Genomic DNA, 23402 nt, shown 5'->3' with positions numbered 1-23402 from the left:
GCACTCACAGGTTAATCCTTAACCAGAATCGCCCGTACAGGTGAGGCGTCAGCCCCTTCAATCCTCAGTGGCAGAGCAATCAAGGTGTAGACCCCCTCGGGCACTTGTCGAAGCACCAACCCCTCTAGTACAGCCAAATCATGTTTGGCCAAGGCCTGATGGGATTCCAAGGCTTTGGACAAAAATGGGTCTACGCTAGGAGTGTCGATCCCAACTAGGCTCACCTCCCGCTCAGCCAAGTACTCAATCAAGTCAGGAGATAGGGAATTAAAATCCTCATTAAACTTCTGAGGATCAGGAAATGAGCCCGTGCCGATCAACAATCGCTCGGCCACTGGAGAGAAGCCCTGGGGTAAGTGGCTGGGTAATAACCTTTCCCCCCGAGGCACCTGCACTTGGATCACTTGGCAGTCCCCATAGTAGAGAAGTGGATTTCGCAAATGGATGGGCTCACCATCCTTTCTGTAGTGACTTGGGGCGTCGGCATGTGCCCCTAGGTGGACGGTACTGGTGACCGCACTCAATGTCAGGTGATCCCCCTTGCTCATGTCGAGAGCCACCTGTCGAGAAAAGGCCACGTCGCCCGGCCACACTCCGATACCTTCATTCACGAGAGGGGAGATTTCAAAAAACGTCGACCTGATACCACTCATAGCTTCAGCCTATCCGGGAATTTCCGTCTAGCCAATTTATCCGCTCCATGTCATTATAGGCCGGCGAGGTGAATAATGTCTTTAAATCCTGTGCGGGGAACTCATGATCTCCTCCCCGATCAACAGAGAATCCACAGCTGGATTATCCATAAGGCGGCTCGACTCAGTCAGTGTTATGGTTTTGAACCAATCGATACCCCCATCTTTGAGTTTACTGAGGTCTTTAAGCGCACCCTCGGAGAGTCCTCGGACGTGGTCAACAAACAGATGTACACCTTCCCGGACAATAGCGGTGAGGAAATGACATTGCGGCCAGAAGGGACCGCAGGCATTGCGCGTGCCTTCATCAGCAACGGCCTGCAAAGACAAACTCCTCTCAAGTACTATTATCACGGCCCCATGTTTCGCTATGAGCGACCACAAAAGGGAAGGCAGCGGCAGTTTCACCAGTTTGGCGTGGAATTGATCGGGGTTGAGTTCCCTCAGGCGGACATCGAAGTCATCGCCCTCGGCTACAGCATCCTCAGCTCTTTAAAAGTCATGGACTCGACCACTTTGGAAATCAACACCATCGGTGACAGTGAAAGCCGACAGGCCTATAAGTCCCGATTGGTTTCCTATTTGGAAAAATATGTCAGCGATTTAAGTGAGGATAGCCAACGAAGGCTCAAGATTAATCCGTTGCGCATCTTGGACTCCAAGGACGAAGGCGACCAGAAAATCGTTGCTGGAGCCCCCGACTTTAGGGATTCCCTCAATTCGGCCTCCAAAGATTTTTTTGATCGGGTCCAACAAGGCCTCACCAATCTTGGCATCCAATACCACCTCAACTCCCGGTTAGTGCGTGGCCTGGACTACTACTCTCACTGTGTTTTTGAATTCAAAAGCTCAGCATTAGGTGCTCAAGATGCCATCCTGTCTGGTGGCCGCTACGATGGACTGATTGAGCTGATGGGCGGCAAACCCACCCCCGGTGTGGGCTGGGCAGCAGGTATGGAGCGATTGGCCCTGTTGATTCAGCCAGAAATCAAAGTCACCCGCCCCATCGCCTTGATTCCTTTGGGGGATACGGCCCAAATGGAAATGGAAAAGCTGGCTTTTCAATTGCGCATGGAGGGCGTCCCCGTCGAGATGTCCTACTCCGGTAACCTCAAAAAGCGGCTCGCTCGCGCCACCAAGGCCCAAGCCAGTCACGCCGTTATTATTGGCGAGAGCGAACTCGAAAATGGCCAGGCGGTTGTAAAGGATTTGGATCAGCACACCCAGCAGGAATTGCCTCTCTCTCAAACCCTATCAAGCCTCATCACTGCCTACAGGTCCAAGTAGGGACTTACTTTCTAAAGTCGCGCCAAATCCCGAGGGACTCCTTGGGAAGGCCATCATAGGTTCGATACCCCATACTCTGGAAGGCCCGCAAGATCGCGTCGTTCTGAACTCGCTGGGTAAAATCACCGCCCTGAAGGCGAAAGATCTCCGCGGTTTCGCAGAAGCTGCGTGAGTCTTCACATGGACAGCTGCCGATGAAGTCTTCTGGAAACACATCGCGAGCCGACCACCATGTGACGAGTTCCATATTATGGTCTTTCGCTGCCTGCAAGACGGCCTTTAACCACTCGACTTGTTGGTCGTCTGAATGTTCCACAGCGGTTAAACATTGGGCCTCCCCCGCCGGTCCACCATTGACTAACAGGGAAGATGACGGATGCCCTGTTTCGGCAATCACCAGCTGGCGGTCCTTCACCACATCCAGTGCTGCCGCAAGGTAGGCAGAGTTATCGGGAATCCCACCCACGACATGGGGATATATCGACAGACCCACTCGATCCATTTTTAGGCTGGCCATTTCTTCCCAAGCAAATCGCATACACGTTTTGGCTACTTCCAAATCCAAGCCCGTGTCCCGATAGCACACACCCCCTGGGCGAATATCCATCATGTAGCCGACCTGAAGACTGGGAAACACGACAATCTGTGGATCAATCTCCTTTGCCAGGTCATAGACCTGATTCAGTACTTTAATCAATGCCGGGAAGGCTCCCGGGTCAAAAGAGCGACAGCTATTCTGAAACATGGTGACCTCAATGCCATTGGTCAGGTAGCGAGGCTTAAATGTGCGAATCATGTACTCAGAGTAATTTAAATAAGCCCGACGCCACTTCTCCCCATCAGGATGAGTGTCGAAATTGAAACAAGGATCTGTCCACCTCGCCTGGCGGACTAATTTGCCTTCATCATCTTCAAAAAGATGTTCTGCCAGGTAACGACGATTTTCATTGTGACTGATGGCAAGAGATAAATAGAGGGGGCGGTCCCATCGATTCACTCTCTGTTTTAGCTCCTGGATCAAGACAGCAAAGTAATCAGGCGCCGTCTTTGACTGGCTAAAGGCCTCCCAAGGCACACCGAAAAAGTCTTCGTGCAAGGAAACCACGTCTACATCAGCGGCCAAACTGTCGTCCACCTCAAAATTAAACAACAGATTGGGGTTCCTTTCACTGGCCTGAATCGGGGTTGAGGCCAATAAGGTCCTCCCCAAAGGCGCCACCGGAGGATCTTCTGAATCCCGATTTTCTCCCGAACACTGACTCAAAACGAGAACGACGGCTGACCCTAACAGCCATCTAAGGATCTGTCCGCACATAACTCTGTCCCTTCTTCTTCCATCCTTTAATGAACGAACAAAGGCATTGGTTTGTGCCGTTTTTTATTGGGTTCCAGTAGAAGGACCTAAAACGCCGGTGGACAGGCCCTCAATGCGGGTCGAGCAAAGATTCACTCGGTAAAGAGTGAGGGTGTTTCCGAGCCAGAGCCCGGCCGTCGAGACCCGGTCAATTGCTTTGCCATCACCTTTGATGAGCTGGTGACCTGGCAGGGCCTCCATCTGCACTGAGCTGGATGGATTTCCGCCCTTAAAGGTGACTTTCACCACTGTTGGTCGCGACAGGTTCTGCTTGGCGCGAACGGCCTGATCAACCGCAGCCTGGCATGCCTCCAGATTGGCCAGCAAATACTTAAACCAATCGCGGTAGTATCTGGCCTCGGCATCTTGCCGACTCCCAAGGGATGCTATTCGGCTACGCACCAAGGCTTTGCGACCGTCCACGTAAGATCTTTCATAGCTTCCCCGACATACCATATTGTAGGCGTGATTCACATCCATCACCACAGGCCCCTCTTTGTCCGGAAGACTCATGTCACCTATAACATCATTGTTTTTGCAGACTCCATCGTGGTTAGCTGTCGCACTCGGACCTGTCGCCACCACTCGCCCCCCTCGATCACCAGTGGAGGCAACCACCTCGGCGGCACCTTCGGAGACGGTTACGTCCTTGACAGCAGCACTTGCCACGACTGGCGCCTTGGCGGTGAATCCACCAGCCGGGACCTTTACCAATTCCGGCAGAGCCTCTCCCCCAAGTAGTTTATTGAGCTGAGTCAGCCTCCTCTGAATGATCCAACACACTTCCTGTTGTTTGCCATCCTGACAACTTAATGTGGCACTTTGAAAACGGGCGACAAACTCATCCCACTCGGTCTTTTTGTCTTTTAATAAGGCCGCCACCTCTTCCACGGACTTGCCACTCTTCAAACAAGTGGTGGTCGCGCGAATTCGCTCCTCTCGACTGCGACCAGGAACACACACGCCCGGCCCCACCAGTAAAGGATTGCACTGAAAGTGCCCAGCTTGTCCTTTGCACTCAGGTGGTCGCGAACAATTGGTGCCATTGGCTGCATAGGCCTGAATCCAACCGGCATAAATACAGGCCCGCTCTTCAGGTCCTGCTCTGACGCCTTTCCAGTCCGCTTCACCAACAGGTGCGACTTCTCCTGTCGCCGTCGTCGGGGCGCTCGTTGTCGTGGTCACCCCGGTTCCCGTCAAGGTTCCATCAATGGCTGCATCAGCAGGAACCAGAGTCAGATCTTTTAGGCGCTGTCGGCGAGCTTCTTCCTCGTCAACATCCCCTCTTGGATCAATTTTCGCCTCCGCCTGAGGAACCAACCAGGAGTAGAGTCGAGCCAACTCCTCAATCTGGCGGGAGGGCACTCCCGCAAAAATCTGATTGCGATTATCCCTTTGCCATTTCTCCCAATCCTGAAACATCAGACGCAAACCCACCAGATACTGAACCTGCCGAGCGCGTGAGAGCCGGCGAAATTCAGCATGGGAAAGAAGCCGCAATCGCGGCGAAGCCAGTCGATTAGCTGTTTTTTTCGCCACCTGTTTTTGTGTCCGCGCCAAGGATTCCTTAGCGCCAACCAGACCCAAAGCAACTAGGGCAACCATACAAATTTGGACACTCGCTTTAACAAAACTCACCGGATTCTCCATTCCTAACTCTTGCCCCGGAGCCCGCAGTCCTAGGCACCTACAAGGAAGTCCGAGGGCTTCTCTGTGCCAAATGAGGAGAAAGAAGATTGGGCTCAACCGGCGCCATCAAATACTCCCATTCCTTTTTCGGCACATCCTTAAGTGAGCTAAAACGCCACTCTGGACGTTTGTCTTTGTCGATTAATAGGGCTCGCACACCCTCTTGAAATTCAGGCTCTGAACAAAAACGAATAGCTAAAGACCATTCCACAGCAAATACTTGAGCTAGACTTAGGTTGCGGCAGCGCCCGATGTGCTCATAGATCACTCTTGCCACCAAGGGCGAACCATCGACGTACTCGATTCGGGCTGATTCTAATGCCTCATGACTGATCTCCTGATGGCGCAGGAACTCATCCACCTGCTCCAGAGTCGAAAAACCACTCAGCCTGCGCCCCAATTCCGTCAGGGGCAGGGCTAAATCCGACTGGATTTCGTGAAGCCTAAAGCTTTCCAGGGCCTCACTCATTTTGGCAAAATTCTCAACTCCCGCCTCGCTCCAGTCCGTCTGAGAAAGCCGGTCAACCACTTGCTGTTTGTCTTCATGTTTAATAAGACTATCGGCCATGCCGAGGGCCACCGCATCTCCGCCCCGAAAACGCGCTCCCGTAAGACCTAAAAACAAGCCCACCCCATCCGGAAGTCGATTAAGGAAATAGCCCCCTCCCACATCGGGGAAAAAACCAATCGAAATCTCAGGCATGGCAAAGAGACTGGCCTCTGTGGCTACCCTGTGACTGCAACCGTTCATCAAACCGATGCCGCCGCCCATGGTGATGCCTTGGGCCCAACACAAGATGGGTTTGGGATAGCAATGGAGATCATAATCCATCGAGTACTCGGCAACGAAAAACTCTTGGGCAAAATCCAAGTCCTCTTCCCGAGCCTTTAGGACAACATTTTTTACGTCTCCACCGGCGCAGAAAGCGCGATCAGACGAGGAATCCAGAATCACTGCCTTCACATCCGGATCCTTCTCCCAGGCCTCCAGGGCCACACGCATTTGCTGAAACATCTCTGCACTCAGGGCATTCAATGCCTCTGGCCGTCTTAGAGTGAGACAGCCGAGCGCCCCCTTTTGAATCGCTATTTTCTCAGCATGAACAAGCACTTGGACCTCCCCATGTGTCTAATGTAGAGACATCCGGGCCAGGTGACAAGACCCGCTGTTGTCCATTTTCTCGCCAGTGCTTAAAAGTTGGCAGATGGCCCCGGACAAGCCCCCTCTGATTTCGATTTGAGCTGGCATAATTCATGGAATTTCAACTGAGTATCGAAGTCGTGACCATTGGGGTTGTCTACATTTAATGGTCACTTCAAGAGCAAACGCATGAAACCGAGGGAGTTGGGGACATGACTCAATTTGGACACTGCCCGGCCTGTCATCGGCCAATACCACAAGACCGGATCTTCGGAACTGTCATTGTTTGTGAATGTGGTTGGACCGCATCATCATTCGCAAAGGCAGCCGAGAGAAGGGTGACAGATCGAATCTCAGCCATGATTATCGTCTTTGCCATGGTTCTCATTGGTGCCTTTATCCATGCCATTAACTGGGACACCTATTTCTTTGAGATAATTCCGCTTAAAGCAAAAGAAATGACAGGCACCGCCAATACTCAGGATCTATTTAAGATCGTCGAGATCTGCAAGGCTCGCCACAAACACAATTGTGTGAAGGACTCCTACAAGCAGATTTACCGAATAAATAAGGACATCACCATTTTGGCCAAGCTGGGGGAACTTCAGCACGCCACCGGCGATATCCAGGCAGCGGCCCATACTTTTAAGGAGTATGTGAAGCTCGGCGGAAGCGAAGCTGAACCCACCTATCGCTATGCCCAGGTTCTGGCCGGTATGGGACAGGTGGATGAGGCCATCCGCTTTTATCGCCAGGTGCTGGAACTCAAGCCCAACACCCTGCAAATCACTGTGACGCGAAATTATGTTTTTATGCTCATTGAACACAATCGCTATGAACACGCCTTAGAAGTCATCCAGTACTACCGCAAAAAGGCCGACAACACCGGTTACTTCATGGAAAAAGAACTCCAGGCTCTCAATCGCATCCTAAAGAAGGGCCAAGATTCAAAGCGTAGTTGATGAATTATTAGTTTCCGAAGCCATATTACATATTACTCATTCCGCAAAAAAAATGGGACTCCTCTCGAGAGGGTCCCATTTTTATTTCTAGCTCTAAATCAACGAAATTAGAATACGTTGATGTTGGCAGAAAGAGCAACGTTGGTCAGGTCTGCGCGGATGTTCTCAGGCAGGAACTGAACGTTGGGGTACAGGTAAATATCACGAGAAACAGAGATTCCCAAGCCAACCGACTGGTAGATCTTATTCTTCTCGAATGTGAATGTAGAACGCTCCGAACGAAGGTGGTCATAAACCCACAGGCCAGAGATCGTGCGGAAGTTCAGAGTGTCATTAATGACGTACTCAAGGAAGGGATAGAACCCGATAGAGTAGTCAGCGCTTCCAGCTTTAGCTGCATCATCAAACTTGTCGAAAATGCTGCCGTCAATACCGGAGTAAAGACCCACGCTGAATCCAGAGGTTCCAATGTCCTTGAGAAGAGTCTCTGACACAGAAATGTTTGCCACGTAACCAGTTTGACGAGAGTAGTCAGTTGTCATGCCGGTCACGCTTGCAGAAGTCACAGACTGGAATCCACCGATCTTGTCGATGTGAGTGAGATCAACATAGGGGTTGTAAACGTCAGCACGCTCAACACCGTTGATTTTGGAGGTATTCAAGCTGTCATGGAAAGGAGTCAACATACGCAGACCAACACCGGCGCTGACGCTGTCCTTAGTTCCCAGACGATATTTACCTGCGATCGAACCGCTCAAGGAAGCCAATGCCACTGTGTTGGCTGCTCCACGAATGTTCGGACGAATACGCGCGCCAGGCTTGTTGATGGTCGCACCACTGTAGTTGAAAGAAGTGGAAACGCTCAGCTTGGACTTGGAGCCAGTTTCTGCACGAAGCTTGCGATTAGTGATCAGTTCATCAACGTCGCCTTCTCCGGCCTCACCTTTAGCTTCTTCCATCTTAACTTTTGTCTCGGAAGAACTCTCTTGCTCTTCAGCGTAAGCAGCAAATGACAATCCTGTGGCCACAGCTGCCCCGACAAAGAGGCTCAATACTTTCTTAGTTGCTTGCATGTGATATCCCCCTCTAATTAGCTGTCCTTTGACCACGAATGATCAAAGTTATTAAATCCCCTTAACAAATCCCCCACTTCAGGCACACAAGGGCCTAAAGGAAACCGAAATAACTGAGGCACCAGCCATAGACCTCGGTCTAGGAGCTGTCGATAATGCATTGCGGTCGTTGAAAGTGTCAAACAAAAAGCCGGTCGGGTGAAAATTTCAGATATTGACAGAATTTCAACTAATTAGACCAGTCGAGTTAGGGTCCAAAGTTTTGATTTTGAACCCCAAAAAACACTCTTATTTCGTCATCTTGAATTCGCCACGGCGCAGTTTCCCAAAGTAACTAGAAGACTCCTGACGCAGCTTGGGAAGTAGGATCAGAACGGCAATTAAGTTGGGAATGACCATGAGACCCAACATGAGGTCAGAGAAGTTGAGCACAGGCCCAATTGCCCACAGGGCTCCGGCCACAGCGACCACGCAAAAGATGATCTTGTAGGCGAGAATTCCCTTCTCTCCAATCATATAATCCACCGCTCTTTCACCGTAGTAAGACCAACTCAACAGGGTTGAGTAAGCAAACAATGTCACCGCAACAGGCACAAAGTAACGACCAAACCCTGGCATGGCAGAATCAAAAGCTAAAGCGGTCAACTCCACGCCATTGGCATCTTGTGTCCATGCACCAGAGAGCAAAATCACCAAGGCTGTCATGGTGCAAATCACAACGGTATCGATAAATGGCTCCAACAAGGCCACAGCACCCTCCCGCACTGGTTCCTTTGTCGATGCCGCCGAGTGGGCAATGGGGGCAGACCCCAATCCCGCCTCATTGGAAAAACAGGCACGCCTCACCCCTTGGACGAGGACCTCGCGAACGGCGATCCCGGCAAAGGCGCCTTCCGCTGCGGTTCCAGAAAATGCATCGCTAAAAATTTGCATGAGCAGTGACGGTATCGCTGAAAGGTTAGCGAAAATCACTATCAGAGAGCCGATAATATAAATACCGCCCATAAAGGGGACCAATGTTGAAGTCACCTGCCCAATGCGTTTAATTCCACCAATGATCACCACGGCTGTAGCGATGGCCAAGGTCAAGCCCGTGGCCAATGGCGGTACATTGAAATTGGATTCCAGAATTGCAGCCACTTGGTTGGTTTGAAACATATTGGCCGCGCCAAAACTCGCGCAAATGCAAGCTAGGGCAAAAAACACGGCCATGGGCTTCCAGGCCTTACCCAAACCACGCTCGATGTAGTGAAAGCCTCCACCATGAACGATACCTCTCTCGTCCACGTGACGATACATCATGGAGATGGAACACTCGGAAAACTTCGTCGCCATTCCAACCAAACCCGTCACCACCATCCAAAAGGTGGCTCCCGGTCCGCCCAAATGAATGGCTACAGCAACACCGGCAATATTTCCCAATCCCACTGTGGCGGAAAGCGCCGTACACAGGGCCTGAAAGTGACTAATCTCACCTGGATCATCGGGGTCGTCAAATTTACCGCGCACAACTTGAATGGCGTGGAGAAAACCTTTGAGTTGAGGAAAGCCCAAAACAACGGTCAAAAGGATGCCGGTCCCCACCAGCAGGAAGACCATGGGCAGACCCCACACGTATCCGACCACTGTTTCCAACGCTGAATTCACGGACTCCATCAAGCCCCCTCGGTGAAGGTTTCTCTCTCGGCTGAGATTTTAATGATATTAAGCACTTCGATATCAACTTGAAGAAGCTGGGTCAATCCTCCCGAGCCACGCCCTCCCCATAGGATGCGTTGCATTCCAAATACCCTTCGCTTTCACCTCCTCCCGAGCTGGATTAAGATGTTCTTTATGGGCTCCTGGCTTCTCAAGTCTATTATTGGCATCACGCTCGTTTATTTGGCCTTTGTCGGCATGGTTTTCTGGTTTCAGGAAAAACTTCTGTTTTTTCCTGATCACACTCACCTGGATCAAGCCCCCCAATTGCGCCGCCTCGGATTTTCAATCAAGGAGTTCACCTCTCCCCATGGTGACCTCCGCTACTACATTCGCCGCCAACCTGAGTCCCAGGCGACACTTTTGGTGTTTCATGGCAACGCTGGCCGCGCCGCTGATCGGGGCTATCTCATTCAGGGACTCTTAAATTTACCCATCGATATCGTGATCGCCGAATATCCAGGATATGCGGGGAGCGCAGAAAAGCCTGGGCAAAAGAGCCTCACACAAAATGCCCAAGAGCTTTTTGATCACCTGATGGACAATAACCTACCGAACAGGATATTGGTGATGGGAGAATCTCTCGGTACCGGTGTCGCCGTAAATCTCGCCAGCCAGCGTCCCGTGCAGGGCCTAATTTTGATTAGCCCTTATCCTTCCATTTCCAAGGTGGCTCAGTTTCACTACCCTTATTTGCCGGTCTCCCTGCTGATTCGCCACCCCTTCCCCAGTCACAAGTGGGCGGCTGATCTCAAATCCATCCCGGTGTTGGCCTTTCACGGTGAGGAAGACGAAGTGATCCCCTATGCACTGGGTGAGAAATTTTGGCAGTCCTTGCCAGCATTTGTCGCCGACAAAAAGTGGGTCTCCGTTCCCGGTGCCCATCACAATGATTTGATCGATTCTTTAGGGTCTCAATACCCCCAACAAATCAAGGATCATTTTTTCCCGTCACCCGCCAGCAACTAAGAATGGGCTACTCGCACCAAGCCCGCAGGCAGGTTGAACTCAATAGCTATCTAGACCAAAGCTCAGGGTCTCTGCTTACCCCGGTTTTTGGTTTTCCAATTTGTCTGATTGTTTTAGTCTCGGAGTATGGAAGTCTCTACCCAGTACTGGCGAAAATGCAGCTCATGCAAAAAAGAAATCCCCTACCGCCACTCTTACTATCAGTGCAATGTATCCACCTGTAACCGCAAGCGCACGGGCCTGGTCTTCTGCTCAGTCTCCTGCTTTGAGCGCCACCTGCCAGGAGCCAGGCATCGAGACGCCTATGCGATTGAAGAAACCTCACCTTCATTGGAGCAGTGGCGCCGGGAGGTCGAGGCGGAAGAGGTTCAATCACAGCCTTCTCCGCCGACGACAACAGGCTCGGCAATCAATAGCACCCCAACGAGGAGGATCATTCCGGCCACCAAGAATTCCACCTCATCACCGAAAAAGAGCTCATCCCCATCTGACCGGGAAATTTTGGTTGTCGCTTCAAAGGTTAAAGACTATATTCGCCGCCATTCAGATATGAACACCTCGGCGAGCGCGCTCCAGGCCCTCTCCGACCACGTTCGCCGACTGTGTGACGAAGCTATCGATGTGGCCCGTGAAGATGGCCGCAAAACCGTGATGGACCGGGATTTTCGCTCGTAAAGTGATGGCAACATGAAAGAACTTCTCGCCTATTTTCTCTTTGTTTTTACGAGTGTGTTTACCATCGTCAATCCTATTGGCACCATGCCGGTTTACGCGGCTTTCACCGAATCCGTTGATCGACGGCAGGCTATTCGTGTGGCTCGCACCGCCGTACTGGTGGCTTTCGCTGCCATGGTCCTCTTTGCCCTGACGGGCAAATTGGTTTTTAATTTCTTCAACATCTCTGTTGACGGCCTCAGGGTCGTTGGTGGGGTGCTCTTTTTTATCACCGGCTATGATATGCTTCAGGGGAAGAACTCTCGAATTAAAAAAGTCACTCATGCCGAAGCGGCTCTCATTGATGAGTTTGCCATCACGCCTCTAGCCATCCCCATGATCTGCGGACCTGGCACTATTACCGTAGTGATTGTGCAGATTCAGGAGGCCCATTCCATTATTCACAAATCCATCCTCTTTGGCACTTTTGCCCTTGTCAGCCTGGCGACATTTATTATTCTCATCAGTTCTAAACGTCTATTGGCCCTCATGGGAAGTAGCGGCAGCAAGGTTTTTTTCAGACTCATGGGATTGATTCTCATGATGATTGCCGTAGAGTATTTTTTTAAGGGGTTGACCCCTTATGTTCACAAGCTACTAAAGATTTGAAGTCGAGGAGATGACTGATGAAAATCACCAGATGGATTCTGACCCTGGCCGCGACCCTTATTGCCGGTTCTTACCTTTCCTCTGCCTGGACAGCCGATGCCGTGGATTTCAAAAAAGTCGCCGTCGAGGTCAATAAGAATGATGCCATTCTCTTGGATGTACGTGAGATCTCAGAATTACAGGAAGAAGGCCTGGCCAAAGGCGCTCTATGGTTGCCGAACTCGGAAATTCGTATTGCTTCAAAGGGCTGGGAGGCCTTCTTGAGACAAACTCCGAAGGATAAGAAAATCTACATCTATTGCCGCTCCGGAGGAAGAGCTGGACAAGTTCAGCAGCGACTCAAAGACAAGGGCTACCTCTCAGTGATCAACATTGGCGGACTCAAGGACTGGAAGGCCCAGGGACTGCCAACCATTCCATTCGGGAGCCAAAAAGGCGGGCCGAAACCTAACGATGGAAAAGATTGAGTATTGGAAGTTCATAGCAGGCCTTGGCTTCTTCCTTTTTGGCATGATTCGCATGGAGGAAGCTCTCAAGGAGTTAGCCGGACGAAGCTTTAAACGCTTTCTCCGTCACTACACCACCAACCATTTTCTTTCCATAATCAACGGCGCCGTGACCACGGCTGTTCTACAAAGCAGCTCAGTGGTGACACTCATGGTATTGGCCTTTGTTGGGGCCGAAATCATCACTCTAGGCAATGCCCTTGGCATTATCCTTGGTGCTAATTTTGGAACCACCTTTACCGGCTGGGTGGTGGCTTCCCTCGGCTTCAAGATGAACCTTGAGGCCCTTGTCCTTCCTCTCATTGGAATAGGCTGTTGTGGTCTTGTATTTCTCGGACCTCGTTTCCGCTTTTACCACTTTCTCGCCTTTCTCGCTGGCCTGGGATTTCTATTTATGGGCCTTGATTTCATGAAGGCCAGTATGGAGACCTTGTCGCAATCGGTGAGTCTCGCTTTCCTGGCTGGCTGGGGCACCTTCATGTATCTTTTGTTTGGAGTGGGCTTTACGGCCCTGATTCAATCTAGCTCAGCAACAATGATGATCACCCTGAGTGCCCTCAATGCCGACATACTCACCCTTCATCAGGCTGCGGCTCTTGTCATCGGCGCCGACTTAGGAACCACTGTGACGGCCCTTTTAGGGGCTGCACAAGGGACTCCCACTAAAAAACGCGTGGCTATGGCCCACTTTCTATTCAATCTGATTACCGACCTTCTCGCATTTGCGCTGCTCGGCCTGATTCTCAACTTTTTGCAGACTCAGATGGATATCGACAGCCCCCTTTACACCCTGGTGGCCTTCCATAGCAGCTTCAACCTTATCGGCATTGCCCTGTTCTTGCCCTTTCTGCGCCCCTTTGAACGCTATCTCAGCAGCCTCTTTGTCAAAGACGATGACCACGCCTGTTTGTATATCCACAAGGTCGGCGTGGATGTGCCCGATGCCGCCCTTGAAACCGTGCAGAGAGAACTGACTCGCCTTTGTCAGGATGTCTTTCGCTACAAGAGTCATTTGATAGGTCTTTATCATCCCGACCACGACAAATCCCACCCATCGGGACTGTTGGGACTTCTTCTCAACGACGACGACTCCTCTGAAGAGTATGAGGGCATCAAACAATCCGAAGGTGAACTGCTCACCTACTTTAATGAGATTCAAAAGCAAAAGATCGATGATGAAAACTCGACTCAGCTTCACCAGTACATCCTTGCTCTTCGCCACGGAGTCCAGAGCGCAAAGGCGGCCAAAGATATTCAACACAATCTAAAAGAGTTCGAACAAAGCGTGAGTGACGATGTGGAAAGACTGGAAGGGGAGATCAAAAAGGACTATAACCCCCTCCAGGAACAGATCCTCAAGACCTTCGGTATAGAAGCTCCCCAAGCACTTTTTGAACACCTGGCCCGTCTTTTTGATTCCAACGAGTTAGCCTACAAGAGGGTGAACAGCTGGGTCTACGGCGAAACCAGTCACCGCAGAGCCTTCGCTTCGACCGCAGCTACCTTTTTGAATGTGAATCGCGAGATATTTAGCTCAAATCGCTATCTGCTTCAGGCGCTCAAGGACACCTTGCTCTCCCCATCCTCTTCACGGGACCTCACCAACCTGCCACGAGCCTAGTTGCGCGGGAAAGGGATGCCGGCGCAAAGGATGGTCGAAAAAACGACCACCTCAACCTGCTCCACTTACTGAAGATCGATACGCAAATGTTTGTATTCTTCTTCCGAAACCTTGCCGGCAAAGACGATAACTTCGTTGCCTTCCTGTTTCCAGGTGCCTACGCGCATTTTCTGCTTAAGGCGCAAACGAGACAAATCCAGACCTTGCCACTTCACCGCTTTAACGGGCTTAAAGCCAACATGCACGCGAAAAGACCACTCTCTCTCTTGTAAGGCTCCCGGATAATCCCCCTCGGCGGGAGCTACAAGAATATCCCAACCCGCACCAGTGGGTTTTTGACTGATCCTTGTGCGCTTAAACACACCCTCCCGATAGGCCATGGAAACTCCATCATCTTCGATCAAATCAAACCATGAAGGCTTCAACGATGGGAACACCCGAATCTCTTTGGCCAACCCAGACGTTCCACTCAAATGAGTGGTGTTTGCGAGAGCCATTGGGATGATCGCCCCCTCGCGAACCATCAGTGGCAAACGAAAACGGCCATTCTTCCACAAGGACTCACTCTGAATCCAATCCCCCGCACTTACGTACTCATTTCCTGAGTGAAAATCAAACCAGGTTCCGGCCGGCAAATAGATCTGCCGTGAGGATTGCCCATAGGCGGCCACGATCCCAGTCATCAACCATGGGCCGATCATTTTCTGGTGAGCAAGTGACCGGGTCAGGGGATCATCCTGAAAATAATAGAGGAGCGGAGGAAACATGGGCGCCCCCGTCAGATAGGCTTCGTGGGCGAGCGAATAGTAATAAGGGGCCAGTCGGTAGCGCAAAATGATATTTTCACGATTGCTCTGCAAATGACCAACTCTGTCGGGGGCCGTCTCTTTACAGTTGCAAAGATTTTCCACATGGGGACGAACCGGAACATCCAACAGGGAGGCATTGGCAAACCACTGAGTGTAAAGATCGTTGATGCTGCCATCCAAACCGCCGCGATGAAAACCACCGATATCAGCGCCATAGTAGTCAAAACCCGATAGAGACATGTGCATTTGCGAACGCAGATGTGCAGCAAGGCTCTTCATGTTGGAGCCAATATCTCCCGACCACATGGCGACACCAAAGCGCTGAGATCCCGCTGCCGCCGAACGGCTCATGACGAATGGTCGTCTTTCCTGATGGTATTTTTCATAGCTTTGAAAAATTCCCTGATGCCAGAAAAATGAGAAATAATTGTGCACACTGGCGTGCCCGTGGAGTCCCCTGTCTGCAAAGCCATAATACCAGGAATAGGGCTGAAACATTTCCGGTTCACCCAAGTCCGTCCAATGACCCATGACTCCGGAATCGACCAAGGGTTTCCGCTTCCACTTATGCCAATACAGACCCACATCCGGATGAGACCAATCGATCATGCCACCTTTTCCCCACCAAGGATTGCTCTCGATATATGAGGGGCCACAGGTCTCACAGTCACGAGCTAAGAATCCTTTAGCCGCCAGATCCTGATGCTCCTGACGGGCACGGCCGACGTAAGATTCCTCAATCAAAATGAGTCCCAGATTCTCCTTATCCCGCAAATCTGCCAGCTTCTTTTCGGGATCGGGAAAGTTGCGACGATCCCACTTGAGCCCACCCATGGGCGTGTCATCCTGGGAACGAACACCTCCGAACCACTGCAAATCCAACACAAAACCATCGAGAGGAAATCCCTGCTGCTGGAGGCTGGCCTTTTTTGAGTCCAGCTCAGACCAATTGTCAAAGCCATATTCAGACACCCAAAGACCGAACATCTTTCGCGGCGGCACCAAAGGTTTTCCTGTCAATTCCACATATCCCCGGCGCCAAGCTGGAAGATCCGCCCCCGAAATTAAGAAACCGCGAATGGTGTCACGCCCAGTACTGGCTTCCCATGGGCGAGAACGAAAATCCCAGGTCAACTTCTCGATCGCATCTAGATAAAGACCGTACCCCAACTTTCCAGCTCCGAGAGCATAGAGTATAGGTACCTGTGTGTCGCCCACAGCACCGCCAATAAAGCTCTTCATGAAGTTTCCAAATGGACTCGGGGATTCACGACGCCGGCCAACCCAGTCATCCCCCAGGCTTCTGTCCTCGTCCGGGTTGTCCAGCTGCTGACCAAGTCCATAGGCGTGAGTCATCAGACTCCCCTCGATGGTCAAATCACGGCCTATTTTGTACTTTGTTTGGCTGCAAAACTGTCCAAGAACTCGATTGTGATACTTCTTTTCCTGAATTATCAGGCAAAGGCCCTTAAGAGGAATGACAATCTTGAGATCACTGGTTTCAACAAAGTCTTCACCACCGGGCCCCGTGCCTTTGGTGTAGGAAACACTTGGATCCCTTCTCTCCGGCAAGATGGAAGGGGTATGCCAAATCCGCGGTTCAGCCGAACCTTGCCCGTACTCAAAATGGATCAGGTCGGAACGCCAAACCTCCAGCTGTATGTACTGGCCGTCGCGAACAAAGACTTCTGAAGTCTGAGCATGAGCGAATCCCGCAACACACACAAATCCTGCCACAAGAGCGACAAGTTCCCCGATTCCCCTCATTTACTACCCCCTTAAATGATCTTCCTTTGGGACGCCCATGTAACCTGATTACCTTTGCAGTTTCAATTCTTTCCGGCCGCGGACATCCGGCTTGTGACGCAACGACTTGGATATATCCTGGCAACTCTTATGTTACGGTAATGGCGCGAATATTGTACTTGCCTGGCTCCTCATCACTGTTCAGGATGGAGTTTGGGGCAGGAGGGTAGTGTTCGCATGGCGTCATCAGCTATTTTCGAGGGTGTCAGCCACGAAAACCAGCGTCGCATTGGGCCCATTCTCATCAGGTTGGATGAGTTTTTGGGCTTTCTTGTTCCCCTCTATCTGCAAATGAATCCGGTCCAACAGGAAAAAGCCCGGCGCCAACTTATCCTGGTGTTAGACCGCCAAAGTCCAAAGAACCTTTTTCGACTCCACCTGTTTTTGCGCCTCATGAGTTGGTGGCCACGCCTTCGTTATGGTCGCAGTTTTCGCCGACTCCCCCATCACCTACAAAACAGCAGCATAAGGATCTTTTTTAGCTGCCCGATTGCCCTTTTTCGCAAGGGCTTTTGGGGGGTCAACACTCTGGCCAAACTGACTGTTTATTCTCAGTCCTCTATCTACGAAAAGATTGGCTACAATCCTAAACCCACACCGGATTTGGTAAAGAAATGAGCTTTCGCCAACTGGAATATGACATCGTTATAGTCGGTTCGGGTGCTGGAGGTGGAACTGTTGCGAAGGAGCTGGCCCCTCTCGCTAAAAAAGGGGCGCGCATCGCCCTCCTTGACTGGGGCGGACGTTTTGATCCGAGTCTTCACCACAGCCGAAATGAAGTCGACATGGCCATGAAGTATTACTTCGATATGGGTGGCTATCAAACCGTTTCCCAGGATTTGACATTGGCTTTCGCCAAGGCCGTCGGCGGCTCAACCAACGTCTACACTGGGACTTCTCTGAGAATTCCCGAAACTGTTTTGACCAAGTGGGCCATTCCCGGCCTCGCCCGGGAAGACTTGGACCCGCGCTTTGAAAAATACGAAATCGAAAACAATGTCCACCTGACTCCTGAGAATGACCTTAATGACAACAACAAACTTTTTCGCCAGGCCTGTGCGGCTCTCAACTGGCGCGTAGAGCAGTTCCCGGTAAATACCAAAAACTGTGTGGGCCTTGGCACCTGTAACCTGGGTTGTGCCATCGGCGCCAAACAGGGAACAGCGGCGGTGCAAATCCCTCTCGCGGAGAGAGCTGGAGTGGAGGTCATCCCCTGGTGTCGGGTGGACAAGATTTCAAGCTACGGAGTCTACGCCACCATCGAAGAGGCTCGGCCTGGATTTGAGCGAGGCCACCACGTTCCCGGTCCCTACCGCATTCTTGCTAAAAAAATTATCCTTGCGGCTGGTGCTGTTTACTCCCCGCTGCTGTTAATGAGATCCGGAATAAAGAGTCCCGCCCTCGGCCGCTACTTCACTTGCCATCCCGCCCTCATTCTTGTCGGCAAACATCCGCAGCCCATCTCAAATATTCAGGGACACCCAAAGAGCTTTTATTGTGACCAACACATGGAAAAAGACTGCGTGCTACTCGAAAGCTGTATGTATTTCCCCTTCACTCTGGCCAAAAACCTAACCGGCTACGGCGAAGAGATGGACGATCTCGTCCGCCACTTTACTCACCTCCAGATGATTCTTGTTCTGGCGATTGACGAGGCCGAGAAGTCCAACCGAGTGACATGGGGACGCGACGGCCGGCCAAAGATTCACTACCGGATCAGCCAGAAAACCAAAGAATCTCTCATCGCGGGAGTTAAGGCCTCCTCCCGTCTGTTTTTTGCGGCGGGTGCACAGCAAGTTCATGCCCCAGGGGCCAGCCGTTTTTACCTGTCTCGCAACGAAGTTAACCGGCTCGATCATTTGATTAGCAAAAAGAATTTTCGCCTCGGACAGGTTTCAATCGCTGCGGCCCATCTCATGGGTGGTTGCCGTATGGGAGTTGATCCTAAACGCTCGGTGACGGACCCTTGGGGACGGGTCCATGGACAGAGAAATCTTTATGTGGCCGATGCCAGCCTCTTCCCCGCGGCCTCAGAGATAAATCCTTATCTGACCATCATGGCCCTTGCCGATCGGGTGGCCCAAGCTGTCCGTTCAGATTTGGGAGAAAAGCAATGAAATGTTCGGGCGCAAAGCTTGCCGCAAAAGCCCTCGTCGATGCCAATATCGAATTGGTGTTAGGTATACCCGGCACCCACAACATTGAACTCTACGATGCCATGAGAGAGGAACCTCACCTTCGTCCACTCCTGGTTGGCAGTGAACAGTCAGCCTCCTTTATTGCCGATGGCTACGCCCGAGCCAGCGGCAGACTGGCTTGCGTGAACGTGGTCCCCGGAGCGGGAGTCACCCATGCTCTGTCGGGAGTCGCCGAAGCCTATATGGATCAGATCCCCATGCTGGTCTTGGCGACAGGAATCCGCTCCGATTCTGGTGCCCACTTTCAACTTCACGACATCGATCAGTGTGCCATCCTCAGACCCGTTTGCAAGGGCGTCTTCCGCGCCCTTTCCCATCGAGATATTTACACTGTTATTCGCAAGGCGGCCGACCTTGCCTTAAGTTATCCTCGTGGCCCAGTGGCCGTTGAAATCCCAGCCAACCTTTTGTTGTTCCCAGGAGAAGTGAGTGACCAGGATTTGGTTCACCACCCAATCTCTTCAACTTCACTCTCGCCAGAAGACGAGCGGGCCCTGGACGAAATTGCGGAGTGCCTAAAGTCCTCATCCAAAACCTGTCTTTATTTGGGTCTGGGCTGCCTGCCCGCCGCCAAACATTTGGCCCAGCTGGCGGAACGACTCCAGGCTCCGGTCTTCACCACCATTTCTGCTAAAGGTCTGTTTCCCGAAACTCATCCGCTCTTCGCTTGGAACGTCCCTGGCGAGGGCGCTCCTCCTCAACTCAAAGACCTTTTTAATGAAGCCGAGGTTATTCTCGCCATTGGTTGCCGCTTTGGGGAAGTGGCCACAGCCAGTTACGGAATTGGGATTTCCGGCAAGCTCATTCACATAGATATTGATCCCCACTCCCTCAACGCCAACTACCCAGCACACCTGTCTCTCGCCATTGACAGCCAGTTGGCGCTTCCTTATTTGTTGCAAAAACTTTCCCCATCAATTGAAAGCAACTACCTAGCCGAGGAAAAAATCTCTCGCTTTCGACAAGACCTCAGCGATGAGCGCAGAAGACTGCCGATTCAAGCCGACCAGGTTACCCCCGCTCACTTTTTTCTTGCGCTCAATGAATCCTTTTCCTCCCATGCCGCTTTCATCACCGACAGTGGTAACGGTACGTTTTTGGCCATGGAACATCTGCACCTTTCTCATCCCCAACGATTCATGGCCCCAGTGGATTTTTCCTGCATGGGCTACTCGGTTCCTGCAGCCATTGGCGCCGCACTGGCTCGCCCCGATCAGCCCGCCATCGGATTAGTCGGCGACGGAGCGTTTTTAATGACCGGGCTTGAAATGCTGACGGCGACACGAGAAGGGCTGCCCGTGGCTTTCTTTATTCTTCGGGATCGCGAGCTCTCGCAGATAGCCCAATTTCAGCGCCGGGTACTCAATCGCACCACTTTGACTGAACTTCACTCCATGGATTTTAAGGCCTATTCCCAAAGCCTTGGCCTGGAATACTTCCATATTGATCAAGACGCTCAGATTCAGGAAATCCTTGGGGATGTCCGCACTCATTTAGGCAATAAAGTCCCCACTTTAACTGAGGTGAACATTGATTACTCCCGGGAGACCTTCTTCACCCAAGGTGCTCTTAAAACCAACTTCGATCGATTGGATATTAAAAGCAAAATACGCATGGCTGGAAGACTTGTGGGAAGGAAGATTTTTTCCCGCGATTAGATAGTTTCTGGCCAAGACATCAAAATTCCCCAGCCTTCACATCTGATTGTCATTTGTCCATGGGCCCTTGAAATCTCTTCCCTGGACAAATTGTTGGTCCACAAACCATGATCCACCTCGTTTGCAATCCAAAAAGTAGGTCGATCTATGAAATTTTCGTTGCGGTATCTTTCTAGAACCATTCCATTTATTATTCTGTGCTTGGGAGCAATTGCAGCTAGTGCCTCTTCCCAAAAGGGTGTAGAGATCCAGCGCTCAGATATCCCTGCGTTCTACCTTCTCGAACCCCTCACCGGCCTCACTGATATCCAACAAATCGCCAGCCAAATCCACCAGTCAGACCCAGATGCCCAGATCCGCCAAACAGTCATTAAGGATTCTTCATTAGGTAAGGTCGTGGATTACATTCACCGCTATGCTGACCTATTGGGCACCCAAGCATCCAGCCATCTGGCCTTCCTCGTTGACCAGGCTTTTCCAGGAAGCGGAGCTGAAGAACCCCATTACATTCGCCTCAATCAGATTATCATGCGAAAGGACAAAAGCTTCTTCCCCATTGTTGGTGCCGAAATTCTAGTACGGATCAGTCCGACGGGCCAGCTCGAGTCCCTCAGCTCAAGCCTTGTTCCCACCCCTCAGCATTCTAAGGAGGAATTCCTCAACTTTGGCACTATTATAGCCAACTCCTCAGAGGATTTGCGCCGCCAAATTTTTGAAGCCCTGGTGGAGAATCCAACTGATGGGTTCAAATCCTGGGTCATCGAAGTCACAAGGCGTGCACCTCAGGACTCCAAACCTGTACCTCCAGAATTTTTAGCTGACCCGGTGTCGTTTGTTGTCGCCAGCAGAAGCAATATGAACCACTTTTTTAGTCAGCTAGGTTATCGCGCCTTGTTTCGCATGATTCGCGACCTGAAACAACATGGCCAAATCCAGTACTTGGTACAGAGAGACCTCCCATCCCATAACCGGCAAAACCCGAACCAAACCTATGCCTTCTATTGGCGTTTTGCTCACCCCTTTGGATCGACAGCCACCATTGACGTTGAAGACTCACCAAGTGGTTTTCGCATTGCCCGAGTCTTAAAGTCTCTCCCAGCGGATGCCGCAGAAGTGAATATCAATATGTATAAGGCCGGAGACAAATTCCCTGAGAGTGGCCTTTTTTCCCCTGCCGAAAGCCATAAATTCTCAATGAGGTCGAGTCAGCGCCGAAATGGCGATGACGATTTGGATGTCGCTGCCAATAACATTGCTGAGGCCGTTAACTACTTTTTTGATGTCTTCAAATGGCGTAGCTACGACAACCGTGGAGCTGAAATCAAAGTAACTGCAAAGGTGGGCCACAAAGATCTGGCACAAAATGCAGCCTGGGCCAAATCCCCATTTAATCAGTTTATTTTTGGCAAAGGCGGTGACGTACTCGCAAATTTCGTCTCAGCCAAAGACGTCATTGGTCACGAGTATTGCCACGCTATTATTTCTTCAACATCACGGCTCGCTCAGGACAATCAACCCGGCGCACTGGATGAGCATGCCTGTGACGTACTGGGCATGGGCTTTGAGGCCCACGGCACTCTCAAAGGCATGATCGACTACCAGGTCGGCGAAAGCGTCCTGACTGCTAAGGGTCGCTCAGGTGGCGTTACCGCTCTGCGCGATCTATTGAATCCCGATCGATCCTTGCGGGACAAGAGTGGCCGGACACCACCCAAATCCTTTGAAGAAGCGCAAAAACCCTACGGACGCTATTGCTACTCGTCTGACACCAATGATCACTGTGGACGCCACTATCAAATGGGTGTGCTTAACTATGCGGTAGCCCTTGCCCTGAGTGACACGGAGAACTCCCATCCTGATTTGGGTATCAATAGCTGGGATCGTATGAGCCATGTCTTCTTTAATGTCTACACCAAGCGACTCCGCTCGAATTCTGACTTTCAAGATTACCGTAAACAACTACTGGGCGAGTGTTTTGAGAGAGCCAAATCTCAAAGCTACCCCCGTCCCCACGAGTCCGATTGTCAGGCTTTCGAGAAGAGATTCTCCCAGGTCGGAATCAAGGACCCGCAAGACGTCGAGGCTTCTCCCGAACTGGATGACGCTCTGAAAAGCAGTTGTAAACTTTTGAAAGAACTGGCGGATAAGGGCACTGGTAGCGTTCCCGACTTCTGCAGTAAGTACTTATAGTCAATTCTCTGAGACGGATGAAGCGCTTCGTCGCCTTTGGCACGGATTGATGAGAAACCGGTTTATTTATTGGTCTTCAGACTTGCCATGTGTTTCCCCAAGCAAGAAAAACCGATCTTGCACTCGCGCCCCTTTTTATCCCTGACTTCGCCTTTGCGCGGATTCTGGGAGAAACTCTGACGGCACTCCTCGGGGCTGGAAAACAAATAGATGCCCTTCCAATAAGTTCCTAGGTAAATGACTTGCTCTTCGTTAAGGGCCGTCCTCAGTTCTTCGCAGCTACACTGCTCAGGACGGTACTGGTTGACTCCTGCCCAGGTCCAGGTTTGCTCAGCGGGCCCACAGGCAAAACTTGGGCTCGAGAAGCACAGAAAGAAGAGGAGAGTATTCGCAGACCACATTATTCGCATCAGTTGTCTTCTCAGG

General features: G+C 51.3%; 19 protein-coding genes. 11 read left to right on the top strand and 8 right to left on the bottom strand.

Features of this window, described 5'->3' with window-relative positions:
* Positions 1 to 11: 11 nt before the first annotated feature.
* Positions 12 to 653, bottom strand: coding sequence for a cyclase family protein (locus tag H6624_04045; protein MCB9083486.1), 642 nt, complete (start codon positions 651 to 653; stop codon positions 12 to 14).
* Between the two features lie 72 nt (positions 654 to 725).
* Between H6624_04045 and H6624_04040 the strand changes: the two genes are divergently transcribed.
* Entirely contained in the window at positions 726 to 1979 is a 1254-nt protein-coding gene (locus tag H6624_04040; protein MCB9083485.1) for a histidine--tRNA ligase, read from the top strand.
* A gap of 4 nt (positions 1980 to 1983) precedes the next feature.
* Here the strand turns inward: H6624_04040 and H6624_04035 are convergent, their stop codons facing one another.
* The 3 genes from H6624_04035 to H6624_04025 all read right to left on the bottom strand — a co-directional run bounded on the left by H6624_04035 (position 1984) and on the right by H6624_04025 (position 6133).
* Positions 1984 to 3294, bottom strand: a complete 1311-nt coding sequence (locus H6624_04035) for a hypothetical protein (GenBank protein MCB9083484.1) — start codon at positions 3292 to 3294, stop codon at positions 1984 to 1986.
* 63 nt (positions 3295 to 3357) lie between these two features.
* A complete protein-coding gene (locus H6624_04030; protein MCB9083483.1) occupies positions 3358 to 4971 on the bottom strand; it encodes a hypothetical protein in 1614 nt (537 codons plus the stop codon).
* A 49-nt stretch (positions 4972 to 5020) separates the two neighbouring features.
* On the bottom strand, positions 5021 to 6133 hold the full coding sequence (locus tag H6624_04025; protein ID MCB9083482.1) for an enoyl-CoA hydratase/isomerase family protein: 1113 nt from the start codon (positions 6131 to 6133) through the stop codon (positions 5021 to 5023).
* Positions 6134 to 6375: 242 nt separating this feature from the next.
* Between H6624_04025 and H6624_04020 the strand changes: the two genes are divergently transcribed.
* Complete coding sequence (locus H6624_04020; GenBank protein MCB9083481.1) at positions 6376 to 7125, top strand: tetratricopeptide repeat protein; 750 nt, start codon at positions 6376 to 6378, stop codon at positions 7123 to 7125.
* Positions 7126 to 7232: 107 nt separating this feature from the next.
* Here the strand turns inward: H6624_04020 and H6624_04015 are convergent, their stop codons facing one another.
* Together H6624_04015 and H6624_04010 are read right to left on the bottom strand one after the other, a co-directional pair.
* Positions 7233 to 8198 (bottom strand): hypothetical protein, encoded by a 966-nt coding sequence (locus H6624_04015; GenBank protein MCB9083480.1) that lies wholly within the window; start codon positions 8196 to 8198, stop codon positions 7233 to 7235.
* 288 nt (positions 8199 to 8486) lie between these two features.
* A complete protein-coding gene (locus H6624_04010; GenBank protein ID MCB9083479.1) occupies positions 8487 to 9845 on the bottom strand; it encodes a sodium:alanine symporter family protein in 1359 nt (452 codons plus the stop codon).
* A gap of 186 nt (positions 9846 to 10031) precedes the next feature.
* Between H6624_04010 and H6624_04005 the strand changes: the two genes are divergently transcribed.
* The 5 genes from H6624_04005 (at position 10032) to H6624_03985 (ending at position 14315) form a co-directional block, all read left to right on the top strand.
* Entirely contained in the window at positions 10032 to 10865 is an 834-nt protein-coding gene (locus H6624_04005) for an alpha/beta hydrolase (protein MCB9083478.1), read from the top strand.
* A 126-nt stretch (positions 10866 to 10991) separates the two neighbouring features.
* Positions 10992 to 11540, top strand: a complete 549-nt coding sequence (locus H6624_04000) for a hypothetical protein (protein MCB9083477.1) — start codon at positions 10992 to 10994, stop codon at positions 11538 to 11540.
* A gap of 12 nt (positions 11541 to 11552) precedes the next feature.
* The gene (locus H6624_03995) at positions 11553 to 12188 is read left to right on the top strand and encodes an NAAT family transporter (protein MCB9083476.1); all 636 of its coding nucleotides are present in this window, start codon (positions 11553 to 11555) and stop codon (positions 12186 to 12188) included.
* A gap of 17 nt (positions 12189 to 12205) precedes the next feature.
* Complete coding sequence (locus H6624_03990; protein MCB9083475.1) at positions 12206 to 12655, top strand: rhodanese-like domain-containing protein; 450 nt, start codon at positions 12206 to 12208, stop codon at positions 12653 to 12655.
* Positions 12642 to 14315, top strand: coding sequence for a Na/Pi cotransporter family protein (locus tag H6624_03985; GenBank protein MCB9083474.1), 1674 nt, complete (start codon positions 12642 to 12644; stop codon positions 14313 to 14315). The genes H6624_03990 and H6624_03985 overlap by 14 nt, the downstream gene beginning before the upstream one ends.
* Before the next feature lie 65 nt (positions 14316 to 14380).
* On the opposite strand, the gene H6624_03980 is transcribed toward H6624_03985, so the two are convergent.
* Entirely contained in the window at positions 14381 to 16891 is a 2511-nt protein-coding gene (locus tag H6624_03980; GenBank protein ID MCB9083473.1) for a DUF5110 domain-containing protein, read from the bottom strand.
* A 216-nt stretch (positions 16892 to 17107) separates the two neighbouring features.
* Between H6624_03980 and H6624_03975 the strand changes: the two genes are divergently transcribed.
* From H6624_03975 to H6624_03960, 4 genes are all read left to right on the top strand, one after another.
* Complete coding sequence (locus H6624_03975; protein ID MCB9083472.1) at positions 17108 to 17548, top strand: hypothetical protein; 441 nt, start codon at positions 17108 to 17110, stop codon at positions 17546 to 17548.
* A complete protein-coding gene (locus H6624_03970) occupies positions 17545 to 19047 on the top strand; it encodes a GMC family oxidoreductase (protein MCB9083471.1) in 1503 nt (500 codons plus the stop codon). Before H6624_03975 ends, H6624_03970 begins: the two co-directional genes overlap by 4 nt.
* Positions 19044 to 20786: a thiamine pyrophosphate-binding protein gene (locus tag H6624_03965; GenBank protein MCB9083470.1), complete on the top strand. Its 1743-nt coding sequence runs from the start codon at positions 19044 to 19046 to the stop codon at positions 20784 to 20786. Before H6624_03970 ends, H6624_03965 begins: the two co-directional genes overlap by 4 nt.
* 147 nt (positions 20787 to 20933) lie before the next feature.
* Complete coding sequence (locus H6624_03960; protein MCB9083469.1) at positions 20934 to 22976, top strand: M4 family metallopeptidase; 2043 nt, start codon at positions 20934 to 20936, stop codon at positions 22974 to 22976.
* 62 nt (positions 22977 to 23038) lie between these two features.
* On the opposite strand, the gene H6624_03955 is transcribed toward H6624_03960, so the two are convergent.
* Entirely contained in the window at positions 23039 to 23386 is a 348-nt protein-coding gene (locus tag H6624_03955) for a hypothetical protein (protein MCB9083468.1), read from the bottom strand.
* Between the last annotated feature and the right edge of the window lie 16 nt (positions 23387 to 23402).

It is taken from the genome of Pseudobdellovibrionaceae bacterium, from assembly GCA_020635075.1.
Classification (GTDB): domain Bacteria; phylum Bdellovibrionota; class Bdellovibrionia; order Bdellovibrionales; family UBA1609; genus JADZEO01.
The sequence above is the reverse complement of the archived record's forward strand: the minus strand, read 5'-3'. Positions and strand labels throughout refer to the sequence as shown.

What these genes read in the sequence shown, in the direction of transcription:
- H6624_03990 (MCB9083475.1), top strand. Translation starts at nt 12,206, where the DNA reads ATGAAAATCACCAGATGGATTCTGACCCTGGCCGCGACCCTTATTGCC.
- H6624_04035 (MCB9083484.1), bottom strand. Translation starts at nt 3,294, where the DNA reads ATGTGCGGACAGATCCTTAGATGGCTGTTAGGGTCAGCCGTCGTTCTC.
- H6624_04015 (MCB9083480.1), bottom strand. Translation starts at nt 8,198, where the DNA reads ATGCAAGCAACTAAGAAAGTATTGAGCCTCTTTGTCGGGGCAGCTGTG.
- H6624_04005 (MCB9083478.1), top strand. Translation starts at nt 10,032, where the DNA reads ATGGGCTCCTGGCTTCTCAAGTCTATTATTGGCATCACGCTCGTTTAT.
- H6624_03985 (MCB9083474.1), top strand. Translation starts at nt 12,642, where the DNA reads ATGGAAAAGATTGAGTATTGGAAGTTCATAGCAGGCCTTGGCTTCTTC.
- H6624_04020 (MCB9083481.1), top strand. Translation starts at nt 6,376, where the DNA reads ATGACTCAATTTGGACACTGCCCGGCCTGTCATCGGCCAATACCACAA.
- H6624_04045 (MCB9083486.1), bottom strand. Translation starts at nt 653, where the DNA reads ATGAGTGGTATCAGGTCGACGTTTTTTGAAATCTCCCCTCTCGTGAAT.
- H6624_03995 (MCB9083476.1), top strand. Translation starts at nt 11,553, where the DNA reads ATGAAAGAACTTCTCGCCTATTTTCTCTTTGTTTTTACGAGTGTGTTT.
- H6624_03970 (MCB9083471.1), top strand. Translation starts at nt 17,545, where the DNA reads ATGAGCTTTCGCCAACTGGAATATGACATCGTTATAGTCGGTTCGGGT.
- H6624_04000 (MCB9083477.1), top strand. Translation starts at nt 10,992, where the DNA reads ATGGAAGTCTCTACCCAGTACTGGCGAAAATGCAGCTCATGCAAAAAA.
- H6624_03955 (MCB9083468.1), bottom strand. Translation starts at nt 23,386, where the DNA reads ATGCGAATAATGTGGTCTGCGAATACTCTCCTCTTCTTTCTGTGCTTC.
- H6624_03980 (MCB9083473.1), bottom strand. Translation starts at nt 16,891, where the DNA reads ATGAGGGGAATCGGGGAACTTGTCGCTCTTGTGGCAGGATTTGTGTGT.
- H6624_03975 (MCB9083472.1), top strand. Translation starts at nt 17,108, where the DNA reads ATGGCGTCATCAGCTATTTTCGAGGGTGTCAGCCACGAAAACCAGCGT.
- H6624_03960 (MCB9083469.1), top strand. Translation starts at nt 20,934, where the DNA reads ATGAAATTTTCGTTGCGGTATCTTTCTAGAACCATTCCATTTATTATT.
- H6624_03965 (MCB9083470.1), top strand. Translation starts at nt 19,044, where the DNA reads ATGAAATGTTCGGGCGCAAAGCTTGCCGCAAAAGCCCTCGTCGATGCC.